The organism is Nonomuraea fuscirosea, from assembly GCF_003001935.1.
GTDB classification, from domain to species: Bacteria; Actinomycetota; Actinomycetes; order Streptosporangiales; family Streptosporangiaceae; genus Nonomuraea; species Nonomuraea fuscirosea.
In genome coordinates, this window is the sequence record NZ_PVNG01000004.1 from 542371 (window position 1) to 557737 (window position 15367).

Sequence of the window (15367 nt, forward strand, 5' to 3'; positions counted from 1 at the left end):
ATGACTGCTGGATGGCTAATCAAAGGTGAGAGATAGCCACACTCAAGGGTGTATCGGCCGAGTGGGCGCCATCGGCCGGTACGCTGTACACCATCGATGATGTACGCCGTACATAGGAGCGCCAACGTGAACGGAGCCCCACCCAAGGCCGGGCGGAGGGAGTGGCTCGGGCTGGCCGTCCTGGTCCTGCCCGTGCTCCTCGTCTCCATCACCGTGACCGTCCTCTACTTCGCCGTGCCCTTCCTCAGCGTCGACCTGCGGCCGAGCGGCACGGAGCTGCTGTGGATCGTGGACATCTACGCCTTCCTGCTGGCCGGCCTGCTGATCGCGATGGGGTCCCTCGGCGACCGGATCGGCCGCAGGAAGCTGCTCCTGTGGGGCGCGGCGGCGTTCGGGCTGACCTCGGCCGCGGCCGCCTACGCGCCCAGCGCCGAACTGCTCGTCGTCGCCCGCGCCCTGCAGGGAGCGGCCGCGGCCACGCTGATGCCGCCCACGCTGGCGCTGATCCGCAACATGTTCCACGACCCGGCCCAGCGCCGGACCGCCGTCGCGCTCTGGGCGGCGAGCTTCGCCGGCGGGAGCGTGCTCGGCCCGATCGTCGGCGGCTGGCTGCTCGAACAGGCGTGGTGGGGCGTCGTGTTCCTGATGAACGTGCCCATCATGCTGCTGCTCCTCGCGCTCGGGCCGCTGCTGCTGCCGGAGTACCGCGACCCCCGGCCCGGCCGGTTCGACCTGTGGAGCGCGGTGATGTCGCTGGCGGCCGTGCTCCCCGTCGTGTACGCGATCAAGCAGCTGGCCGGAGGCGGCGCGGTGCTGGAGGCCGCCGGAGCCCTGGCGCTGGGCCTGCTCTTCGGGCTCGGGTTCGTCCGGCGCCAGCACCGCCTGGCCAGCCCGATGCTCGACCTGAGCCTCTTCCGCGACCGCGGCTTCGGCGTCTCCCTGCTGACCGGCACCCTGGCGATCTTCGCCCTGGTCGGCGTGTTCTACTTCGTCTCGCAATACCTGCAGATGGTGCTCGGGCTACGGCCCTTCGTGGCCGGCCTGCTCACCCTGCCCGCCGCCGGCATGGCGCTGGCCGGCGCGCTGGTGGGGGCGGCGCTGGTGTCCAGGTTCCGGCCGGGGCCGACCATCGCGGCGGGCATGCTCGTCGCCTGCGCCGGCTTCCTCGCGCTCGCCCAGGTCGGTCCCGGCAGCGGCGACGCGATCCTCGTCACCGGGCTGGCGCTGCTCGGCGGCGGCATCGGCGTCGTCCAGGCGCTCGCCTCCGACCTGGTGGTGGCCGTGGCCCCGCCCGAGCGGGCCGGCTCCGCCTCGGCCGTGCTGGAGGCGGCCACCGAGCTGGGCGGCGCCCTTGGCGTAGCGGTGCTGGGCAGCATGGGGCTGGCGGTGTACCGCTCGGCGTTCGTCGCCCCCGAAGGGCTCGCGCCCGAGGTGGCGCGGATCGCGGGGGAGACGCTCGGCGGCGCCGCCGGCGTGGCCGTGGACCTGCCCGGCCACCTGGCCGACGCCGTGCTCGGCTCCGCCCGCGCCGCCTTCACCGAGGGCATGCAGCTCTCGGCGGTGGTGGCCGCGGCCATGCTCGGCGTGGCCGCGCTGCTGACCGCCGTGACGCTGCGGCGACTGGAGGCCGGCGTGGTGCCCGGCGAGGACGGGTAAGAAGATCGCGCGCCCAGAGAAACGATGGGTTACTCTCGTTTATGAGGGGACGCGGTCTTTCGGGAGGCGGTCGACGAAGTCCGTCCGGGGCCGGTTCCGCACGGGAGATGACATGAGCGAACCTGTGACGTTGCCCCTGCACATGCGGCGCGACGTGTTCGATCCCGACCCCGAGCTGTCGGCGGCGCGCGACGAGGAGGGTGTGCGGCGGGTGACCACCCCGTTCGGCGTCGACGCCTGGCTCGTCAGCCGCTACGCCGACGTCCGCGAGGTGCTCGGTGACGCCGCGCGCTTCAGCAACGCCCAGAACATGGCGTTCCGGATGGGCGCCGCCGCGCAGTACAGCGAGGAGCAGCTCAACCGGCTGCGGGCGGGCAACCTGCTGGCCTTCGACCCGCCCGAGCACACCCGGCTGCGCCGCTTCCTGACGCCGGAGTTCACGATGCGCCGGATGCGCCGCCTGGAGCCGCGCATCCACGAGATCGTCCGGGAGCACCTCGACGCGATGGAGCGCGCGGGCTCGCCGGCCGACCTGGTCACCGCCTTCGCCCTGCCGATCCCCTCGCTGGTCATCTGCGAGCTGCTCGGCGTGCCGTACGCGGACCGGGAGGGGTTCCAGCGGCGTACCGGCAAGGTGCTGGACATCTCGCTCCCGGTCGCGGAGCGGACGGCGGCGAACCTGGAACAGCGCGCCTACATGGGCGAGCTCGTCGCCCGCGCCAAGGCGGAGCCGGGCGACGACATGCTCGGCATGCTCGTCCGCGAGCACGGCGACGACCTGTCCACCGACGAGCTGGTGGGCATCGCCGCGCTGTTGCTGCTGGCCGGCCACGAGACCACCTCCAACATGCTCGGGCTCGGCACCCTGGCCCTGCTGCGTCACCCCGACCAGCTCGACCTGCTCAGGAAGGACCCCGAGCGGATCGGCGCCACGGTGGAGGAGCTGCTGCGCTGGCTCAGCATCGTGCACTCCGGCACCGGCAAGGTCACCATGACCGACGTCGAGCTGTCCGGCGTCCGCATCCCGGCCGGCGAGCTGGTGATGTGCGCGCTGCCCGCGGCCAACCGCGACCCGGCCTACATCTCCGAGCCCGACCGCCTCGACATCACCCGCGGCGACCTCGGCCACGTCGCCTTCGGCCACGGTGTGCACCACTGCCTGGGCGCGCCGCTGGCCAGGATGGAGATGCGGATCGCCTTCCCGGCGCTGTTCGAGCGCTTCCCCGAGCTGCGCGAGACCGGCACCTCGCCCGAGTTCCGCTCGTTCAACGTCGTCTACGGCCTGACCTCCTTCGAAGTCGCCTGGTGACCGTGCCCGAACAGCGGCAGCGGGCCGACGCGGTACGCAACGCCGACAGGATCGTCCGGGCCGCGATCGAGATCTTCCGCGAACGCGGCCCGGACGCCTCGCTCGACGAGATCGCCCGGCGGGCGGGCATCGGCAGCGCCACCGTCTACCGGCGCTTCGGCGACCGCGACGGCGTGATCAGAGCGGCCTTCCTGACCTACTTCGCCGAGGAGATCGAGCCGCTGGCGCTGAGCGCCCGCGGCGAGGCCGACGCCGACGCCGGGGCCGCGCTGGCCGGGGCGCTGGCGGGAGCGGTCGACACGCTGGCCGCCCACCAGGGGCTGGTGATGGCGGTCAAGCAGTCGCGGGCGCTGAGCGTCGACATCGCGGAGCGGTTCATGGGGCCGCTCAGCACCGTCCTGACCCGCGCCCAGGAGGCGGGCCAGGTACGGGACGACGTGTCCGTACGGGACCTGGCGGCGATCGTCATCATGGCGCTGGCCACCGCCCATCCGGGCGACCCCGGCCAGCACGACCCGCGCCGCTACCTGGCCCTGCTGCTGTCGAGCCTGCGGCCGTCCGCCGACCGCCTGCCCGCGCCGTCCGGGCAGCACTTCCTCGACCGCGCCTCCGGAGGCTGCTCGAAGACGTGACGACGGGCCCCTGCCCGGCCTAGCCCTGAGGCTCCTCGGCCGGGCAGCGGGCGTCCGGCGCGGGCACGGTCAGCGAGATCAGGTAGGCGTCCATGACGGCCGTCACGCACCCGGTCATGCCGTAGACGCCGTGGCCCCACCCCTCGTACGTGAGCAGCGTGGCCTTGCCGCCGAGCTGGCGGGCCACGTTCGCCGACCACCCGTACGGCGTCTCGGGGTCGTGCAGCGAAGTGGCGACCAGCAGCGGCGCGTCGCCCGTGTACCGCAGCCGATGCGGCGGGTTGCCGGGCAGGCGGCCCTGGCAGATCGGCATGTCGCCCATCGGCATCGGGTTGTAGCGCAGGTCGGGAGCCACCGCGTTCGCGGCGCGCAGCACGTCGGCGTACTCGGCGTAGTCCCGCAGCGACAGGTCGAAGTCCTCGCAGAGGATCGCGGTCGGGAGCTCGGCGAACTCGCCGTACGCCCGCCCGTTGCCCGGCGGATCCGGCAGGTCCCCCGGCACCGGCCCGCCGGCCAGGGCGAGCAGCGTCGCGGCCTGCCGCCGCCAGGCGGGCGCCTCGTTGAGCACCACGCCGAGCCAGAGCAGGTCGTGGGCGCGCACCATACGGCCGAACAGGCCGGGCCAGGACAGCTCGCCGCGCTCCGCCCGCTCCAGCAGCCCCCGCCACAGCGCCCGTACGTCCCGCCCGTGCAGCACGCAGCCGGCGTCCCGCTCGCACCAGGCGACGAACTCGTCGAAACCGTCCTGGACCGCGGCCGCCTCGCTCACCTGGAACTCCTTGACGGTCAGGCTGTGGTCCATGTTGCCGTCCAGCACCATGGCCCGGACCCGGCCGGGGAACAGCTCGGCGTACATCTGCTGGGCGAGTGTGCCGTAGGAGACGCCGTACGAGGTCAGCCGCTCCTCGCCGAGCGCGGCGCGGACGGCGTCCATGTCGCGCGCCACGTCGGCCGCGTCGAGATGGTCGTACAGGGGGCCGGTGAGCTCGCGGCAGCCGGCGTGCAGCCTCTTGCCGTACGCGACCCAGGAGCGGAAGGCGGCCTCGCTCGTGATGACCGGGTCGGGCATCTCGTTGTAGACCGAGGCCGGGCAGGTCACCGAGCCGCTGCGGGCGACGCCCCGGGGGTCGTGGCCGACGATGTCGAACCGCCGCCGGATCTCCTCGCTGAAGCCGGACGGGTTGCGCAGGATGTCGTCCACGCCGGAGTTGCCCGGCCCGCCGGGGTTGGCCAGCAGGGACCCGATCCGGGCGGCGGGGTCGGTGGCCCTGCGCCGGGCGAGCGCCAGCCTGACGGCAGGGCCGTTCGGCTTGGACCAGTCGATCGGCACGGCCAGCGTGCCGCAGTCGACGTCGGGCTCCCGCTCGCACGGCCGCCAGGTGATCCCGCGTCCGCCGACCGCGTTTGTGACGTCGGGCCCGGTCACGAACGCCCGCGCCACGTACGCCGCCGGGGCGGTCAGCAGGGTGGCCGTCAGCACGAGGGCGGTGGCGATCAGGATGACTCTTCGTGGCACGCCGCTCCCGCCGTCGATCGGCCGCCGGAGCTGCTCACACGGCACCCGCCCGGTCCCGCCGCGCCTCAACGCCTTCCTGGATCATGACCAAGGAATCCTACCGGCGGGCCGGGGGAGTGCGGCGCCCGCGCCGGTCGCGCGGGCGCCGCGAAGCGGTCAGCCGATCGACCTCCAGAAGGCGCACTTGTGGTCGGCGCTGTAACCGATGGGCTTGACGGCGTCCGGCACCAGGCCGAGCACGGGTCCCTTCCCGGTGAAGCGGGACCAGCGCGGCGCACCCTGCCCGTTGGGGTCGCCGGTCCTGGCGAAGGCGGCCCAGTAGCCGACCATTTGAGCGCCGAGCCGCTGCTGCGGCGGCGTCTTGAGGGCGTAGCGGCCACCCAGGTCGAACACTGACGGCAGGTCGGTGGCGTGGGTCGCGCCCAGGGGGAAGCCGGGGACCTCGACGCCGTTGACGTTGGGCGCGTCGCGGTCGCCGAACTCGAAGGCGTAGACGGTGGTGCGGCGGGCGAGCAGCCGGTCACCCTCCAGCGCGGGGCAGGCCCAGGACCGGTCGGTGATCACGGTCGCCCACGCCAGCGCCGGCGACGCGTACGCGGAGAGCGGATAACGGGCCGCCACCGCGTCGGCCTGGTCGCCGAACGCCTTGCTCATCAGCTCGGTGTACTGCTCGGGGGTGTACTTCTGACCGGCCATGATCGCGCCGCCGATGAAGGAGCGCATCTCGTCGCGGGTGCCACCGGAGATCACCGGCACACGGTGGAACGTTCCCTTGCGCAGCGCGTCGGCGGGGTGGACCGGCAGCAGCGGGGTGCCGTACGTGAGGTGGTCGGCGAACGCCTGCGTGTGCGGCACGAGCTCGGTGGCGGGGAGTGCGCGCAGGCAGTCGAGGGTCTCCTTGGCCGAGCCCTTGTCGCACTTCAGCTTGGCGGCGAGCGCGGCACCGTCCTTGCGCGTGGTCGCCAGGGACGCGTACGGCGTGTGCCCGGGAGCGGTGGGGAACAGCCCGCCGTCGGGCCAGTCGATCAGGCACGACCCGGACGAGATGATCGCCCGGTCGAACAGGCCGGCCGCGGCGGGGCTGGTCAGCAGCGCGCACGTGCTCATGCCGCCGGCGGACTGGCCGGCGACCGTGACCTTGCGCGGGTCGCCGCCGAGCGCGGCGGCGTTGCGCCGCGTCCAGCGCAGCGCGGCGATCTGGTCGGCCATGGCGAACGTGCCCGAGCCCGCCAGCCCCTCGTGGCCGAAGTAGCCGAACACGCCGAGCCGGTAGTTCACCGTCACCACGATGACACGGCCCTGCGTGGCCAGCCGCTTGGCGTCGTACTGGCTGCCGGCCCCGGTGGTGAACCCGCCGCCGTGGAACCAGACCAGCACGGGCAGCCGCTTGCCGCCGGTGTCACGCGGCATGGTGACGTTGACGGACAGGCAGTCCTCGTCGGTCGGCGGCACACCGGGGAACTGGGCCTGGGGGCACGCGGCGCCGGGCTTGGTGGCGTCGGCCACTCCTGGCCACGGCTCGGCGGTCTTGGGCGGCGCCCAGCGCAGGCGGCCGACCGGTGGCTGCGCGTAACGGACGCCGGAGAACGTACGGACCGCCCCCTGGTCGAGGCCGCGGACCCGGCCCGAGGACAGGCGCACGACCGGCGAGCCGGTCACCTGCTCGGATGCGCTAGCGGGAGGCGCGGAGGCGGGCGGTCCGGTCGTCTGAGCGGGTGTGGCCGTGCCGGCCATGAGCAGGGCGAGGGCGGAGTACACCAGGTGGTGCACGGTGAGCATGAGAAAATCTCTCCTGTCGTAGGGGTTGACTGCCCGGGTCACGTGTCCGCGCGAGTGGCCCGCTCGAACAGCGTCACCAGCTCCCGGGCGTAAGCCTGCAGATCGAGCGTCGTGTCACCGGCGAGCAGGAAGTTCGGCCCCTCGACCGAACGCTGCACGCTCGTCGCCATCACCCGGACGTCGAAGTCGCGGAACTCGCCCGACTCCTGACCCCAGCGCAGAATCTGCTCCAGCGGCGACACGGCGGTGCGCTCCTTCGGCTCGTCGTAGTCGATGCCGCCGTTGACGAAGATGTCGAGCAACGCCTTCATCTGCGTCGGGTGCGTCGCGGAGAACTCGACGTTCCCCTCGATGTAGGCGCGAAGGGCGGCCGACGCCGTCGTATGCCCTTCGAGGCGCTGGGTCATGAACGCGGTGATCTCGCCGTAGATCTGCAGCACGGCCTGCTCGAAGAGCTCGGCCTTGCTGGCGAAGTGGTACGAGATCAGGCCCGTGCTGGACAGGCCCGCGCGCTTGGCGATCTGGGCGAACGAGGTACGGGTGTACCCCAGTTCGGCGATCGTCTCGATCGCGGCGGCCACGATCTGCGCCCGGCGCCCGACCTCCGTGAAGGTCCGGCCGGGCTCACGCGGCGGCTCATTTGCTGGCATGAGCAAACAATAGCTCACTCAAGCAAATCGTGCGTCACCGGGCGCCGGTTTCGGCGTTCTCCCACGTGCGCAGGTACGACTCGGCACCCCCCGCCATATCGCGCACCAGGTCGGGGCCGGCCAGCAGGCGCATGTCCTCGATCCAGTCCGGGACCAGGCCGTAGTTGGCCACGCCGTCCACGTTCACGTCCCACGTGCGCTGCCCGGTCCGCAACCGGTCCAGCACCTGGGACCCGTCGTGGGAGGTGAACGGGTACGTCACCGGGTTCGCCGCGTTGCCGGGACGCGGGGCGGGCAGCCGGCCCAGGCCGTTGGCGTCCAGGCCGTAGCCGTACCCCGGCACCTGGTACTGCTGCCGCAGCGGCACCGTGCGCCGCCACTCCGCGACGAAGTGCTCGGCGTCGTGGCCGTATTGGGTGACCATGCCGCCGAGCGCGTAGATGCGCGCCAGGAACGCCGGGTCGGACCAGCTGTGCGAGGAGACCACGCCCGGATAACCCGCCGCCTCCAGCAGGTCGAGGGTGCGGTCGGCGGCCTTGACGCTCATGTGGTCGACCTCGACGAGCATGCCGCGCCGCATCATCCCGCGCACCATGTACTCGCCCAGCGCGGTCAGCCCCCGGGTGTTGCAGTGCGGCGCCGGGGGATAGAGCGGCAGGGAGACGCCCGGGGGCAGCAGCCGCGCGATCTGCGCGGGCAGCACGCCGGCCGGGTCGATGGTGTTGTCGTGCTCGGGCCCGGTGCAGGTGCGCGCCTGCCAGAACGAGCCGGTGCCGAGCAGGTTGCCGACGTTGACCACGGCGCCCTGGGTACCGGAGTCGAAGCGGACGCCGCACAGCGCGTTGTCGTACTTGTGGCAGACGAACATGCTGCGCACGCCGAGCGCGCGCATCTCGTCGAGGCCGCGGTCGATCTGGGCCCGCGTGCATGCCGGGATCCCGAGGATCTGGCGGCAGCCGAACGGCTCCGAGGTCTCGACGCCGAGCACGACGGCGAGCTTGCCCGCCCCGATCACCCGCCGGGCCTCGGCCGGATCGGCCACGATACGGAACCAGCCCAGACCGGGCCCGCCGGCCTCGGCGTCGATGTGGTCCTGCAGCTCGCGGGCGCGCTGGGCCTGCCGCCTGATGGCGGCCATCTCGTCGCAGGCGTACCGGCGCAGCGGGTAGATGGCGCACAGCTGCCGGTTGGCCACCAGATGGTTGACCAGTACCCGCAGCCCGCCCCGCCAGGCCCGCTCGACCCAGGTGTGGTACGCCTGCTGGTGGGTCAGCGAGTCGTGCGCCGGCCAGTCGCGGAAGCTCGGCCAGCCCACGGGGTCGTGGGTGCCGGTGGGCGAGCCGGTGCGGGTGAAGTTCTCGAACCAGGCCAGTTCGCCGTTCGGGTAGTGGTCGGGGCAGTCGGTCAGGGCCGCCGCGATGCCGGCGGGGTCGTACGGCTTGCCGCACATGAGCCTGCCGCCGAAGGCCTCGTACGAGAACAGGTGACTGTGACCGTCCACGAAACCGCTCACCAGGGCGTTCGCGGGGGCGGCGGTCTGTGCGGCGGCGGGTGGCGCGATCAGCACGCTGGACAGCAGCAGGGCGGCCGCGGCCGCCCTTCGGGTGAGATGGAGGAGCACGGGACGACCTCCCAGCCTGCGGTACCGGGGTTGCCGCCAGCATCCACCGCCCGGCACCCCGCATCAAGACCGAACATGAGCCGATCTCACCTCAGCGGCCCGCCTTCATGGGAAGCTCAGGGCGGAAGCTCATCTCGGCGCCGAAGAAGCCGCGCCGAGGCCGCCCGTGGGTAGAGTCTCGCCTTGTGGAGGTCTACCTGCTGATCCTCGGCGATCACCTGCCGGATCCACGCACCGGCCACGCGCCCTCCGAGCCCGAGCGCGTCCGCGCCATGGTCGACCAGGCCGTGGTGGCGGAGGAGTCCGGCTTCACCGGCGTGGCCATCGGCGAGCACCACTTCACCCGCTACATCGTCTCCGCGCCCGAACTCCTCCTCGCCACCATCGCGGCCCGCACCACCACCCTGCGCCTGTCCACCGGCGTCACCCTGCTGGCCCACCACGATCCCGTCCGCGTCGCCGAAGAGCTGGCCACCCTCGACGTGCTGTCCGGCGGGCGGGCCGAGCTCATCGTGGCCCGCGGCGTGTCCAAGGAGACCGACGTCGCCTTCGGCATCGCCCCCGCCGACCTGCGGCCGCGCCTGCACGAATACCTGCGCCTGCTGCTGCGGCTGCTGCGGGAGGAGGACGTCACCTGGCGCGGCACGTTCCGCAGCCCGCTGGAGGGCGTGACCACCACGCCGCGCCCGGTCCAGCGCCCGCACCCCACCCTGTGGGTCGGCAGCGGCTCGGCGGCCTCCGCCGGCCTCGCCGCCGAGCTGGGGCTGCCGCTCATGCTGCCCAGCACCCTGCGCGACCCCGGCGTCTACCTGGACGTGGTGGCCGGCTACCGGCGGCACGCCCCCGGCCGGGTCGCGCTGCCCAGTCACGTGTTCGTCGCCGAGGACGACGCGCGCGAACGCTGGCGGCCCTACCTCCAGGCGTACGCCACGTTCGCCAGCCCGTGGCGTGGCGACGGCCGGGAGATCGACATCGACGCGCTGATGGAGGGCGCGGCGATCTGCGGCGGCCCCAGCGAGGTGGCCGACCGGCTCAACGCCCAGCAGAAGCTGCTCGGGCTCGACGCGCACCTGGTGCTGATCGACATCGGCGGCCTGCCCTCTGACGAGGTGCTCGCCGCGATCCGGCTGTTCGGCGAGAAGGTCATCCCCCAGCTCACCGGCTGACACCACACGTCGGGCCCCGGCCGGTCACGACCAGGTGACCGGCAGCGAGCGCACGCCGAAGATCAGCATCTCGTCCCTTACCGGCACCTGCCCGGCCGGCACCGCCAGCCGCAGGCCCGGCAGGCGGGAGATCAGCTCGCCCAGCCCGATCCGCAGCTCGATCCTGGCCAGCTGCTGGCCCAGGCACTGGTGCACCCCGTGCCCGAAGGCCAGGTGCGGGACGCGCGGGCGGCGCAGGTCGAGCACGTCGGGATCGGACCACTGCCGCGGGTCACGGTTGGCCTCCGGCGTGGCGATCACGACGGTCGCGCCGGCCGGCAGCTCCACCCCGCCCAGCGTCACCGGCTCGGTGGTGACCCGGCTGACGCCGAGCTGGATGATCGACAGGTAGCGCAGCAGCTCCTCCACCGCGCCCTCGATCAGGCCGGGGTCGGCGCGCAGCTCCGCGAGCCGATCCGGGTGCTCCAGCAGCGCGAACGTGCTCAGGCTCAGCATGTTCGCGGTGGTCTCGTGGCCCGCGTTGAGCAGGCCGAGCGCGACGTCGGTCAGCTGCCTGTCCGTGAGGGGCGGGTCGGTGTCGTGGACGAGCCCGGACAGCAGGTCGTCGGCGGGTTCGGCGCGCTTGAGCGCGACGAGGCGGCCCATGAACGCGTACAGCCCGGCCCGCGCCGCGCCCTGCTCCTCCGCGGTCGCGCTCGCGTCGAGCGCCACCGCCGTGCGCTCCTGGAACTCCGCGCGGTCGGCGTAGTCCACGCCCAGCAGCTCGCAGATGACCAGCGACGGCAGCGGCAACGCGAACGCCGGCACCAGGTCGGCCTCCGGGCCCGCCGCCCGCATCGCCTCGATGTGCTCGACCGCGATCTCCCTGACCCGCGCCTCCAGCCGCCGCATCCGCCGCACCGTGAACTGGCCCGTCAGCGGCCGCCGCAGCCGGGTGTGCTCGGGCGGGTCCATGAACACGAAGATCCCGTCCGCACGCTCCGCCGTCTCCTGCCCGGCCGGCCCCGGCGGCCTGGGCGAGGTCGCGTCGTGGTGACGCAGCTTGTCGGCGCTGAAACGCGCGTCCGACAGCACCGTACGGGCCTCGTCGAACCCCGTCACGAGCCAGGCCCGCGCGCCGTTGAGCAGATCCACCGGCCGGATCGCCCCCTGCCCGCGCAGGCCCGGCGGCGGGTCGAAGGGACAGCGCCCCCGCTCCACCAGGTCCGTCGGCAGGATCCGCCGCATCGCCATGGTGCTCACGCTCGCCGAGCTGTCGGCTGCCATCAGCATGCCCTGCTTTCCCGAAATAAAGTACGTGACTGTATCTAACGGTGGTCACCGTAGATCACCGCGATAAGATACGCAAGTGAATCTCAAGCCCGCCAGCCCGCCGTCCGAAGGCTCGTCACGGGACGGGGGCGCGACGCGCCGGCGCGGGGCCAAGCTGGAGGACGCCATCCTCGACGCCGCGTGGGACGTGCTCACCGAGCACGGCTACCACGGCTTCACCTACGAGGCGATCGCCGCCCGCGCCGGCACCAGCCGTCCCGTGCTCTACCGTCGCTGGCCCCGGCGCCAGGACCTGCTGCTGGCCACGCTCGCCAAGTTCTGGCGGCTGATCGACGTGCCCGACACCGGCAGCCTGCGCGAGGACGCGATCGGCTTCCTGCGCAACGCCGACGCCGACCGCGCGGGCATGATCACGCTGATGAGCGTGCACCTGGAGGAGTACTTCCGCGACACCGGAACGAGCCTCGGCGACCTGCGCGACACCCTGCTCCCGCCGGGCCTGCCGAGCGCCTTCGAGACGATCGTCGCCCGCGCGGTCGGACGCGGCGAGCTGCCGGACGCGCCGCGCTCGCCCCGGATGCTGAACCTGCCGCTCGACCTGCTGCGCCACGACCTGCTCCTGACGATGCGCCCGGTGCCGGACGAGACGATCGTCGAGATCGTGGACGAGATCTGGCTCCCCCTGCTCGGCCAGGCGCCCCCGCCCCGTTCGTCATGACCGGCTCGGGCGGGCCGCGCCGCCCGCCGAGCCGGCCCCGGCGACGGCCGGCGGCCTCCGGCGGCCGAGGCCGAGGACGAATCTGGTGAGGCCCCAGCGCCGCACGATCTCGTAGGTGATCAGGCTCAGCGCGAACGACACGGTCATGATCACCACGTACGGCAGGGGCCCGGCGTCCGCGTGCCGCAGAACGTGGAAGCCCGTGGCGACCAGGAACGTCTGATGCAGGACGTACAGGGGGAAGGCCGCCTCGTTGCAGTACGCCACCGCCTTCGACCCGCCGTTGAGGTACCGCCTGCCGTACCCGAGCATGGCCAGCAACGCCGTCCAGCAGGCGAGGTCGCGCACGGCCGTGGCCGGCAGGCTCTCCTGGCCGCCGAGCAGAAGAACCCCCGCGGCCCCGCATACCGCCAGCGCCAGGAACAGCGGCCGCCGCCGCTCGACCATGTCCATGATCGAGTCGTCGGTGGCGACGAGGAAGCCCAGCATGAAGTAGGCCGCGAAGACGAAGATGTTCTTCCCGCCCACCTCCGGCAGGTACGACAGCGCGGTCAGCGGCGCGACGGGCAGCAACGCGAGCGGGGGCCGCCGCAGCCACCCCGGCGTGTATCCCCGCCTGGCCAGAGCCAGCATCGGCTGGACGAGCGCGGCCGAGATGAGGAAGAGGAACAGGACGAACCACAGGTGCGCCGGCGAGATCCCGCCCGCGTATTCCGACCAGGAGGAGAAGTCGGTGAAGTACCGCCACAGAAAGCCGGCGTAGGAGCCCTCGTAGCCGCGATGGAACCGCAGGGCGTAGTACGCCTGCGGCGGCACGACCACCAACACGCCGAACAGCAGCGGCACCAGCAGCCTGGACACCCGCTCGCTGACGTAGCGACCCGCCGACCTGCGCTTGAGCGCGTGGAAGCTGGCCGAGCCGGCCAGCAGGAACAGCAGCGGCATGAACCAGTAGGACAGCTGCACCAGCACGGTGGAGAAGGTGTTCACCTCGCCCTTGACGTAGAACGAGGCGTCGCCGTCGAACACCCGCGCCGTGTGGTACGGGAACAGGAACAGGATGCCCAGGTTGCGCAACCAGTCGATGTAGTTCTGGCGCCCACCGCCTCGCCCGGACGTCGTCGTTGTCGCCGTCGTCAAAAGGTCCTCCGCAACCGAAAGGTGATCAAGTCCCGCCACACGATACCGAAAGTATTGAGTACTTTCGGTATGCTAGGTGTCGTGAACGGCGATCAGCAGAGGAACCCGGCCCGGCGCCTGCCGCGTGAGGAGGTGCGCCGCCGGCTGCTGGCCGAGGCGGCGCGGGTGTTCGCCGAACGCGGCTACGCCGACGCCCGTATCGAGGACATCGCGGCCGGCGCCGGCTTCACCAAAGGGGCCGTCTACTCGAACTTCGGCGGCAAGCAGGAACTGTTCGGCGCCATCCTCGGCGACGGCGCCGCGAGTGAACTGGCCGCCGTGCGGGAGGAGATCCGTGACCTCGACGACCTGCCCGCGATGATCGCCCGAGTGGCGTCGCTGGTCACCCGGCACATCGTGCAGGACAGCGGCGACGGCCACCTCGGCCTGGAGTTCGCGGCCCGCGCGGCCAGAGACGAGCAGACCAGGCAGGTGCTCACCCCGATGCGCCGGGCTCAGCGCGAAGGAGCGGCCCGCTCGATCGCCGACGTCGCCGAGCGGACCGGCGTCCGCCCCGCCGTCGATCTGGACCAGGCCGCGCTCATCCTGCACTGTCTGACCAACGGCCTGGTCAACGAGCACATCGCCGATCCCGAGGCGGTCGACGCCGAGGCTGTCGAACGGGCGTTGACCACCGTGCTGACCTGCCTGCTGCCCCTTCCCCCGAGCGACGACCCGCCACGCTCCTGACCGTTCCCGGCGAACGAGTCTCGCGGATCTCCTTGTTCGAGGGGCCGAGGCACGCGCTCAGGCCAGCCCGGGGAAGCGCTCGACGGGGAACGTCTCCACCTGCGGGCTGCGCTGCTGCACGAGCACGCCGCCGTCCACCACGAGCGTGGCGCCGGTGACGTAGGCGGACTCGTCCCCGGCGAGGAAGAGGGCCGGTCCGACCAGGTCCTCCGCCACCCCGCCCCGCCCCAGTGGAACGGTCTCGTCGCGCAGCCGCCGGGCCTCCGGCTCGAAGTGGGCCGGCCTGGTCGCGATCAGCCCGGGCACGAGCGCGTTGACGCGGATCCCGTACGGGCCGAGATCGAGCGCCATCGACCGGGTCAGCCCCTCCACGCCACCCTTGGAGGCGTCATAGGCGGCCATGCCCCGGTGCGCCCGGGTGGCCCCGCCGCTGGACATGTTGATGATGCTGCCCGACCGCCGGGGCGCCATCACGGCGGCGGCGCGGCGGCCGCACAGGTACTGGCTCTTGAGGTTGGTGTCCAGGAAGTGGTCCCACCACCGCTCGTCGGACTCCAGGAAGTGCCGCTGGACGGTCACGTCGCCGGCGTTGTTGACCAGGATGTCGAGGGTGCCGTGGGCGGAGAGGGTGGCGTCGAAGAGGCGGTCCACGTCCGCGGCACGGCCGACGTCCGCGCCGAAGCCGACGGCCGTGCCGCCCGCCGCGGCGACCTCGGCGGCGGCCTTCTCGGCGGCGGCGCCGTCGAGGTCCGCGATGACGACGGCGGCCCCCTCGGCGGCGAACCCGCCGGCGATGGCGCGGCCGATCCCGTGCGCGGCGCCGGTGACGATCGCCACCCGGCCCGCGAGCCGGCCCGTTCCGCCACTCATGCGACCTCGCCCTCCGTCACGGTGAAGTGGGCGACCGTCCGCTCGAAGTCCGTCAGGACCGCGCGGGCCGCCGGCTCCACGACCGCGTGATCGAGATCGTCACCGGCGAAGGCGCGGATCGTCTCCAGCGACTCCCAGTGCGTGATCACCTGGATCTCCACCAGCTCTCCCGACTCCCGCGTGAGCAGGTAGGCCGCGCGGCAGCCGCCCTGCCGGCGCAGCTCGGGCAGGACGGCGCCGTCGAAGTGCTCGGCGTAGCGGCGCGCGCCCTCAGGGGTGGCGGACGCCTTCCAGGCTCTGGCGATCATC

General features: G+C 72.6%; 14 protein-coding genes. 6 read left to right on the forward strand and 8 right to left on the reverse strand.

Annotation, left to right across the window (positions count from 1 at the left end):
- The first annotated feature begins 126 nt into the window (after nt 1-126).
- The 3 genes from B0I32_RS12570 to B0I32_RS12580 all read left to right on the forward strand — a co-directional run bounded on the left by B0I32_RS12570 (nt 127) and on the right by B0I32_RS12580 (nt 3597).
- On the forward strand, nt 127-1656 hold the full coding sequence (locus B0I32_RS12570) for an MFS transporter (RefSeq protein WP_245955777.1): 1530 nt from the start codon (nt 127-129) through the stop codon (nt 1654-1656).
- Nucleotides 1657-1768: 112 nt separating this feature from the next.
- Complete coding sequence (locus B0I32_RS12575; RefSeq protein ID WP_106238036.1) at nt 1769-2965, forward strand: cytochrome P450; 1197 nt, start codon at nt 1769-1771, stop codon at nt 2963-2965.
- Complete coding sequence (locus tag B0I32_RS12580; protein ID WP_181307303.1) at nt 2962-3597, forward strand: TetR/AcrR family transcriptional regulator; 636 nt, start codon at nt 2962-2964, stop codon at nt 3595-3597. Before B0I32_RS12575 ends, B0I32_RS12580 begins: the two co-directional genes overlap by 4 nt.
- 19 nt (nt 3598-3616) lie before the next feature.
- Here B0I32_RS12580 and B0I32_RS12585 read toward each other — a convergent pair whose 3' ends face one another.
- The 4 genes from B0I32_RS12585 to B0I32_RS12600 all read right to left on the reverse strand — a co-directional run bounded on the left by B0I32_RS12585 (nt 3617) and on the right by B0I32_RS12600 (nt 9163).
- Nucleotides 3617-5113 carry an alpha/beta fold hydrolase gene (locus B0I32_RS12585; RefSeq protein ID WP_181307305.1) on the reverse strand — a complete coding sequence of 499 codons (1497 nt, stop codon included), beginning with the start codon at nt 5111-5113 and terminating at the stop codon, nt 3617-3619.
- A 156-nt stretch (nt 5114-5269) separates the two neighbouring features.
- Nucleotides 5270-6892 carry a carboxylesterase/lipase family protein gene (locus tag B0I32_RS12590; RefSeq protein ID WP_219911747.1) on the reverse strand — a complete coding sequence of 541 codons (1623 nt, stop codon included), beginning with the start codon at nt 6890-6892 and terminating at the stop codon, nt 5270-5272.
- A gap of 38 nt (nt 6893-6930) precedes the next feature.
- Nucleotides 6931-7542, reverse strand: coding sequence for a TetR/AcrR family transcriptional regulator (locus B0I32_RS12595; RefSeq protein WP_106238044.1), 612 nt, complete (start codon nt 7540-7542; stop codon nt 6931-6933).
- A gap of 34 nt (nt 7543-7576) precedes the next feature.
- Nucleotides 7577-9163, reverse strand: coding sequence for an amidohydrolase family protein (locus B0I32_RS12600; RefSeq protein ID WP_106238046.1), 1587 nt, complete (start codon nt 9161-9163; stop codon nt 7577-7579).
- 185 nt (nt 9164-9348) lie between these two features.
- Here B0I32_RS12600 and B0I32_RS12605 point away from each other — a divergent pair, with 185 nt between their 5' ends.
- Complete coding sequence (locus B0I32_RS12605; RefSeq protein ID WP_181307307.1) at nt 9349-10329, forward strand: LLM class flavin-dependent oxidoreductase; 981 nt, start codon at nt 9349-9351, stop codon at nt 10327-10329.
- A gap of 24 nt (nt 10330-10353) precedes the next feature.
- Here B0I32_RS12605 and B0I32_RS12610 read toward each other — a convergent pair whose 3' ends face one another.
- Nucleotides 10354-11595 carry a cytochrome P450 gene (locus tag B0I32_RS12610; RefSeq protein WP_245955778.1) on the reverse strand — a complete coding sequence of 414 codons (1242 nt, stop codon included), beginning with the start codon at nt 11593-11595 and terminating at the stop codon, nt 10354-10356.
- Nucleotides 11596-11677: 82 nt separating this feature from the next.
- On the opposite strand from B0I32_RS12610, the gene B0I32_RS12615 reads away from it, so the two are divergent.
- Nucleotides 11678-12319, forward strand: a complete 642-nt coding sequence (locus B0I32_RS12615; protein ID WP_106238051.1) for a TetR/AcrR family transcriptional regulator — start codon at nt 11678-11680, stop codon at nt 12317-12319.
- Here B0I32_RS12615 and B0I32_RS12620 read toward each other — a convergent pair.
- Nucleotides 12314-13459 (reverse strand): acyltransferase family protein, encoded by a 1146-nt coding sequence (locus tag B0I32_RS12620; protein WP_181307309.1) that lies wholly within the window; start codon nt 13457-13459, stop codon nt 12314-12316. The genes B0I32_RS12615 and B0I32_RS12620 overlap by 6 nt on opposite strands.
- Nucleotides 13460-13540: 81 nt before the next feature.
- Between B0I32_RS12620 and B0I32_RS12625 the strand changes: the two genes are divergently transcribed.
- A complete protein-coding gene (locus tag B0I32_RS12625; RefSeq protein ID WP_245955779.1) occupies nt 13541-14188 on the forward strand; it encodes a TetR/AcrR family transcriptional regulator in 648 nt (215 codons plus the stop codon).
- A gap of 57 nt (nt 14189-14245) precedes the next feature.
- Here B0I32_RS12625 and B0I32_RS12630 read toward each other — a convergent pair whose 3' ends face one another.
- Both B0I32_RS12630 and B0I32_RS12635 read right to left on the reverse strand, forming a co-directional pair.
- Complete coding sequence (locus tag B0I32_RS12630; protein WP_106238058.1) at nt 14246-15058, reverse strand: SDR family NAD(P)-dependent oxidoreductase; 813 nt, start codon at nt 15056-15058, stop codon at nt 14246-14248.
- Nucleotides 15055-15366, reverse strand: a complete 312-nt coding sequence (locus B0I32_RS12635; RefSeq protein WP_106238060.1) for an antibiotic biosynthesis monooxygenase — start codon at nt 15364-15366, stop codon at nt 15055-15057. The genes B0I32_RS12630 and B0I32_RS12635 overlap by 4 nt, the downstream gene beginning before the upstream one ends.
- Nucleotide 15367 lies beyond the last annotated feature (1 nt).

Bases quoted from the DNA above. Each gene is read 5' to 3' on its own strand.
- B0I32_RS12590 (WP_219911747.1), bottom strand. From the start codon at position 6,892: ATGCTCACCGTGCACCACCTGGTGTACTCCGCCCTCGCCCTGCTCATG.
- B0I32_RS12595 (WP_106238044.1), bottom strand. From the start codon at position 7,542: ATGCCAGCAAATGAGCCGCCGCGTGAGCCCGGCCGGACCTTCACGGAG.
- B0I32_RS12575 (WP_106238036.1), top strand. From the start codon at position 1,769: ATGAGCGAACCTGTGACGTTGCCCCTGCACATGCGGCGCGACGTGTTC.
- B0I32_RS12610 (WP_245955778.1), bottom strand. From the start codon at position 11,595: ATGGCAGCCGACAGCTCGGCGAGCGTGAGCACCATGGCGATGCGGCGG.
- B0I32_RS12635 (WP_106238060.1), bottom strand. From the start codon at position 15,366: ATGATCGCCAGAGCCTGGAAGGCGTCCGCCACCCCTGAGGGCGCGCGC.
- B0I32_RS12630 (WP_106238058.1), bottom strand. From the start codon at position 15,058: ATGAGTGGCGGAACGGGCCGGCTCGCGGGCCGGGTGGCGATCGTCACC.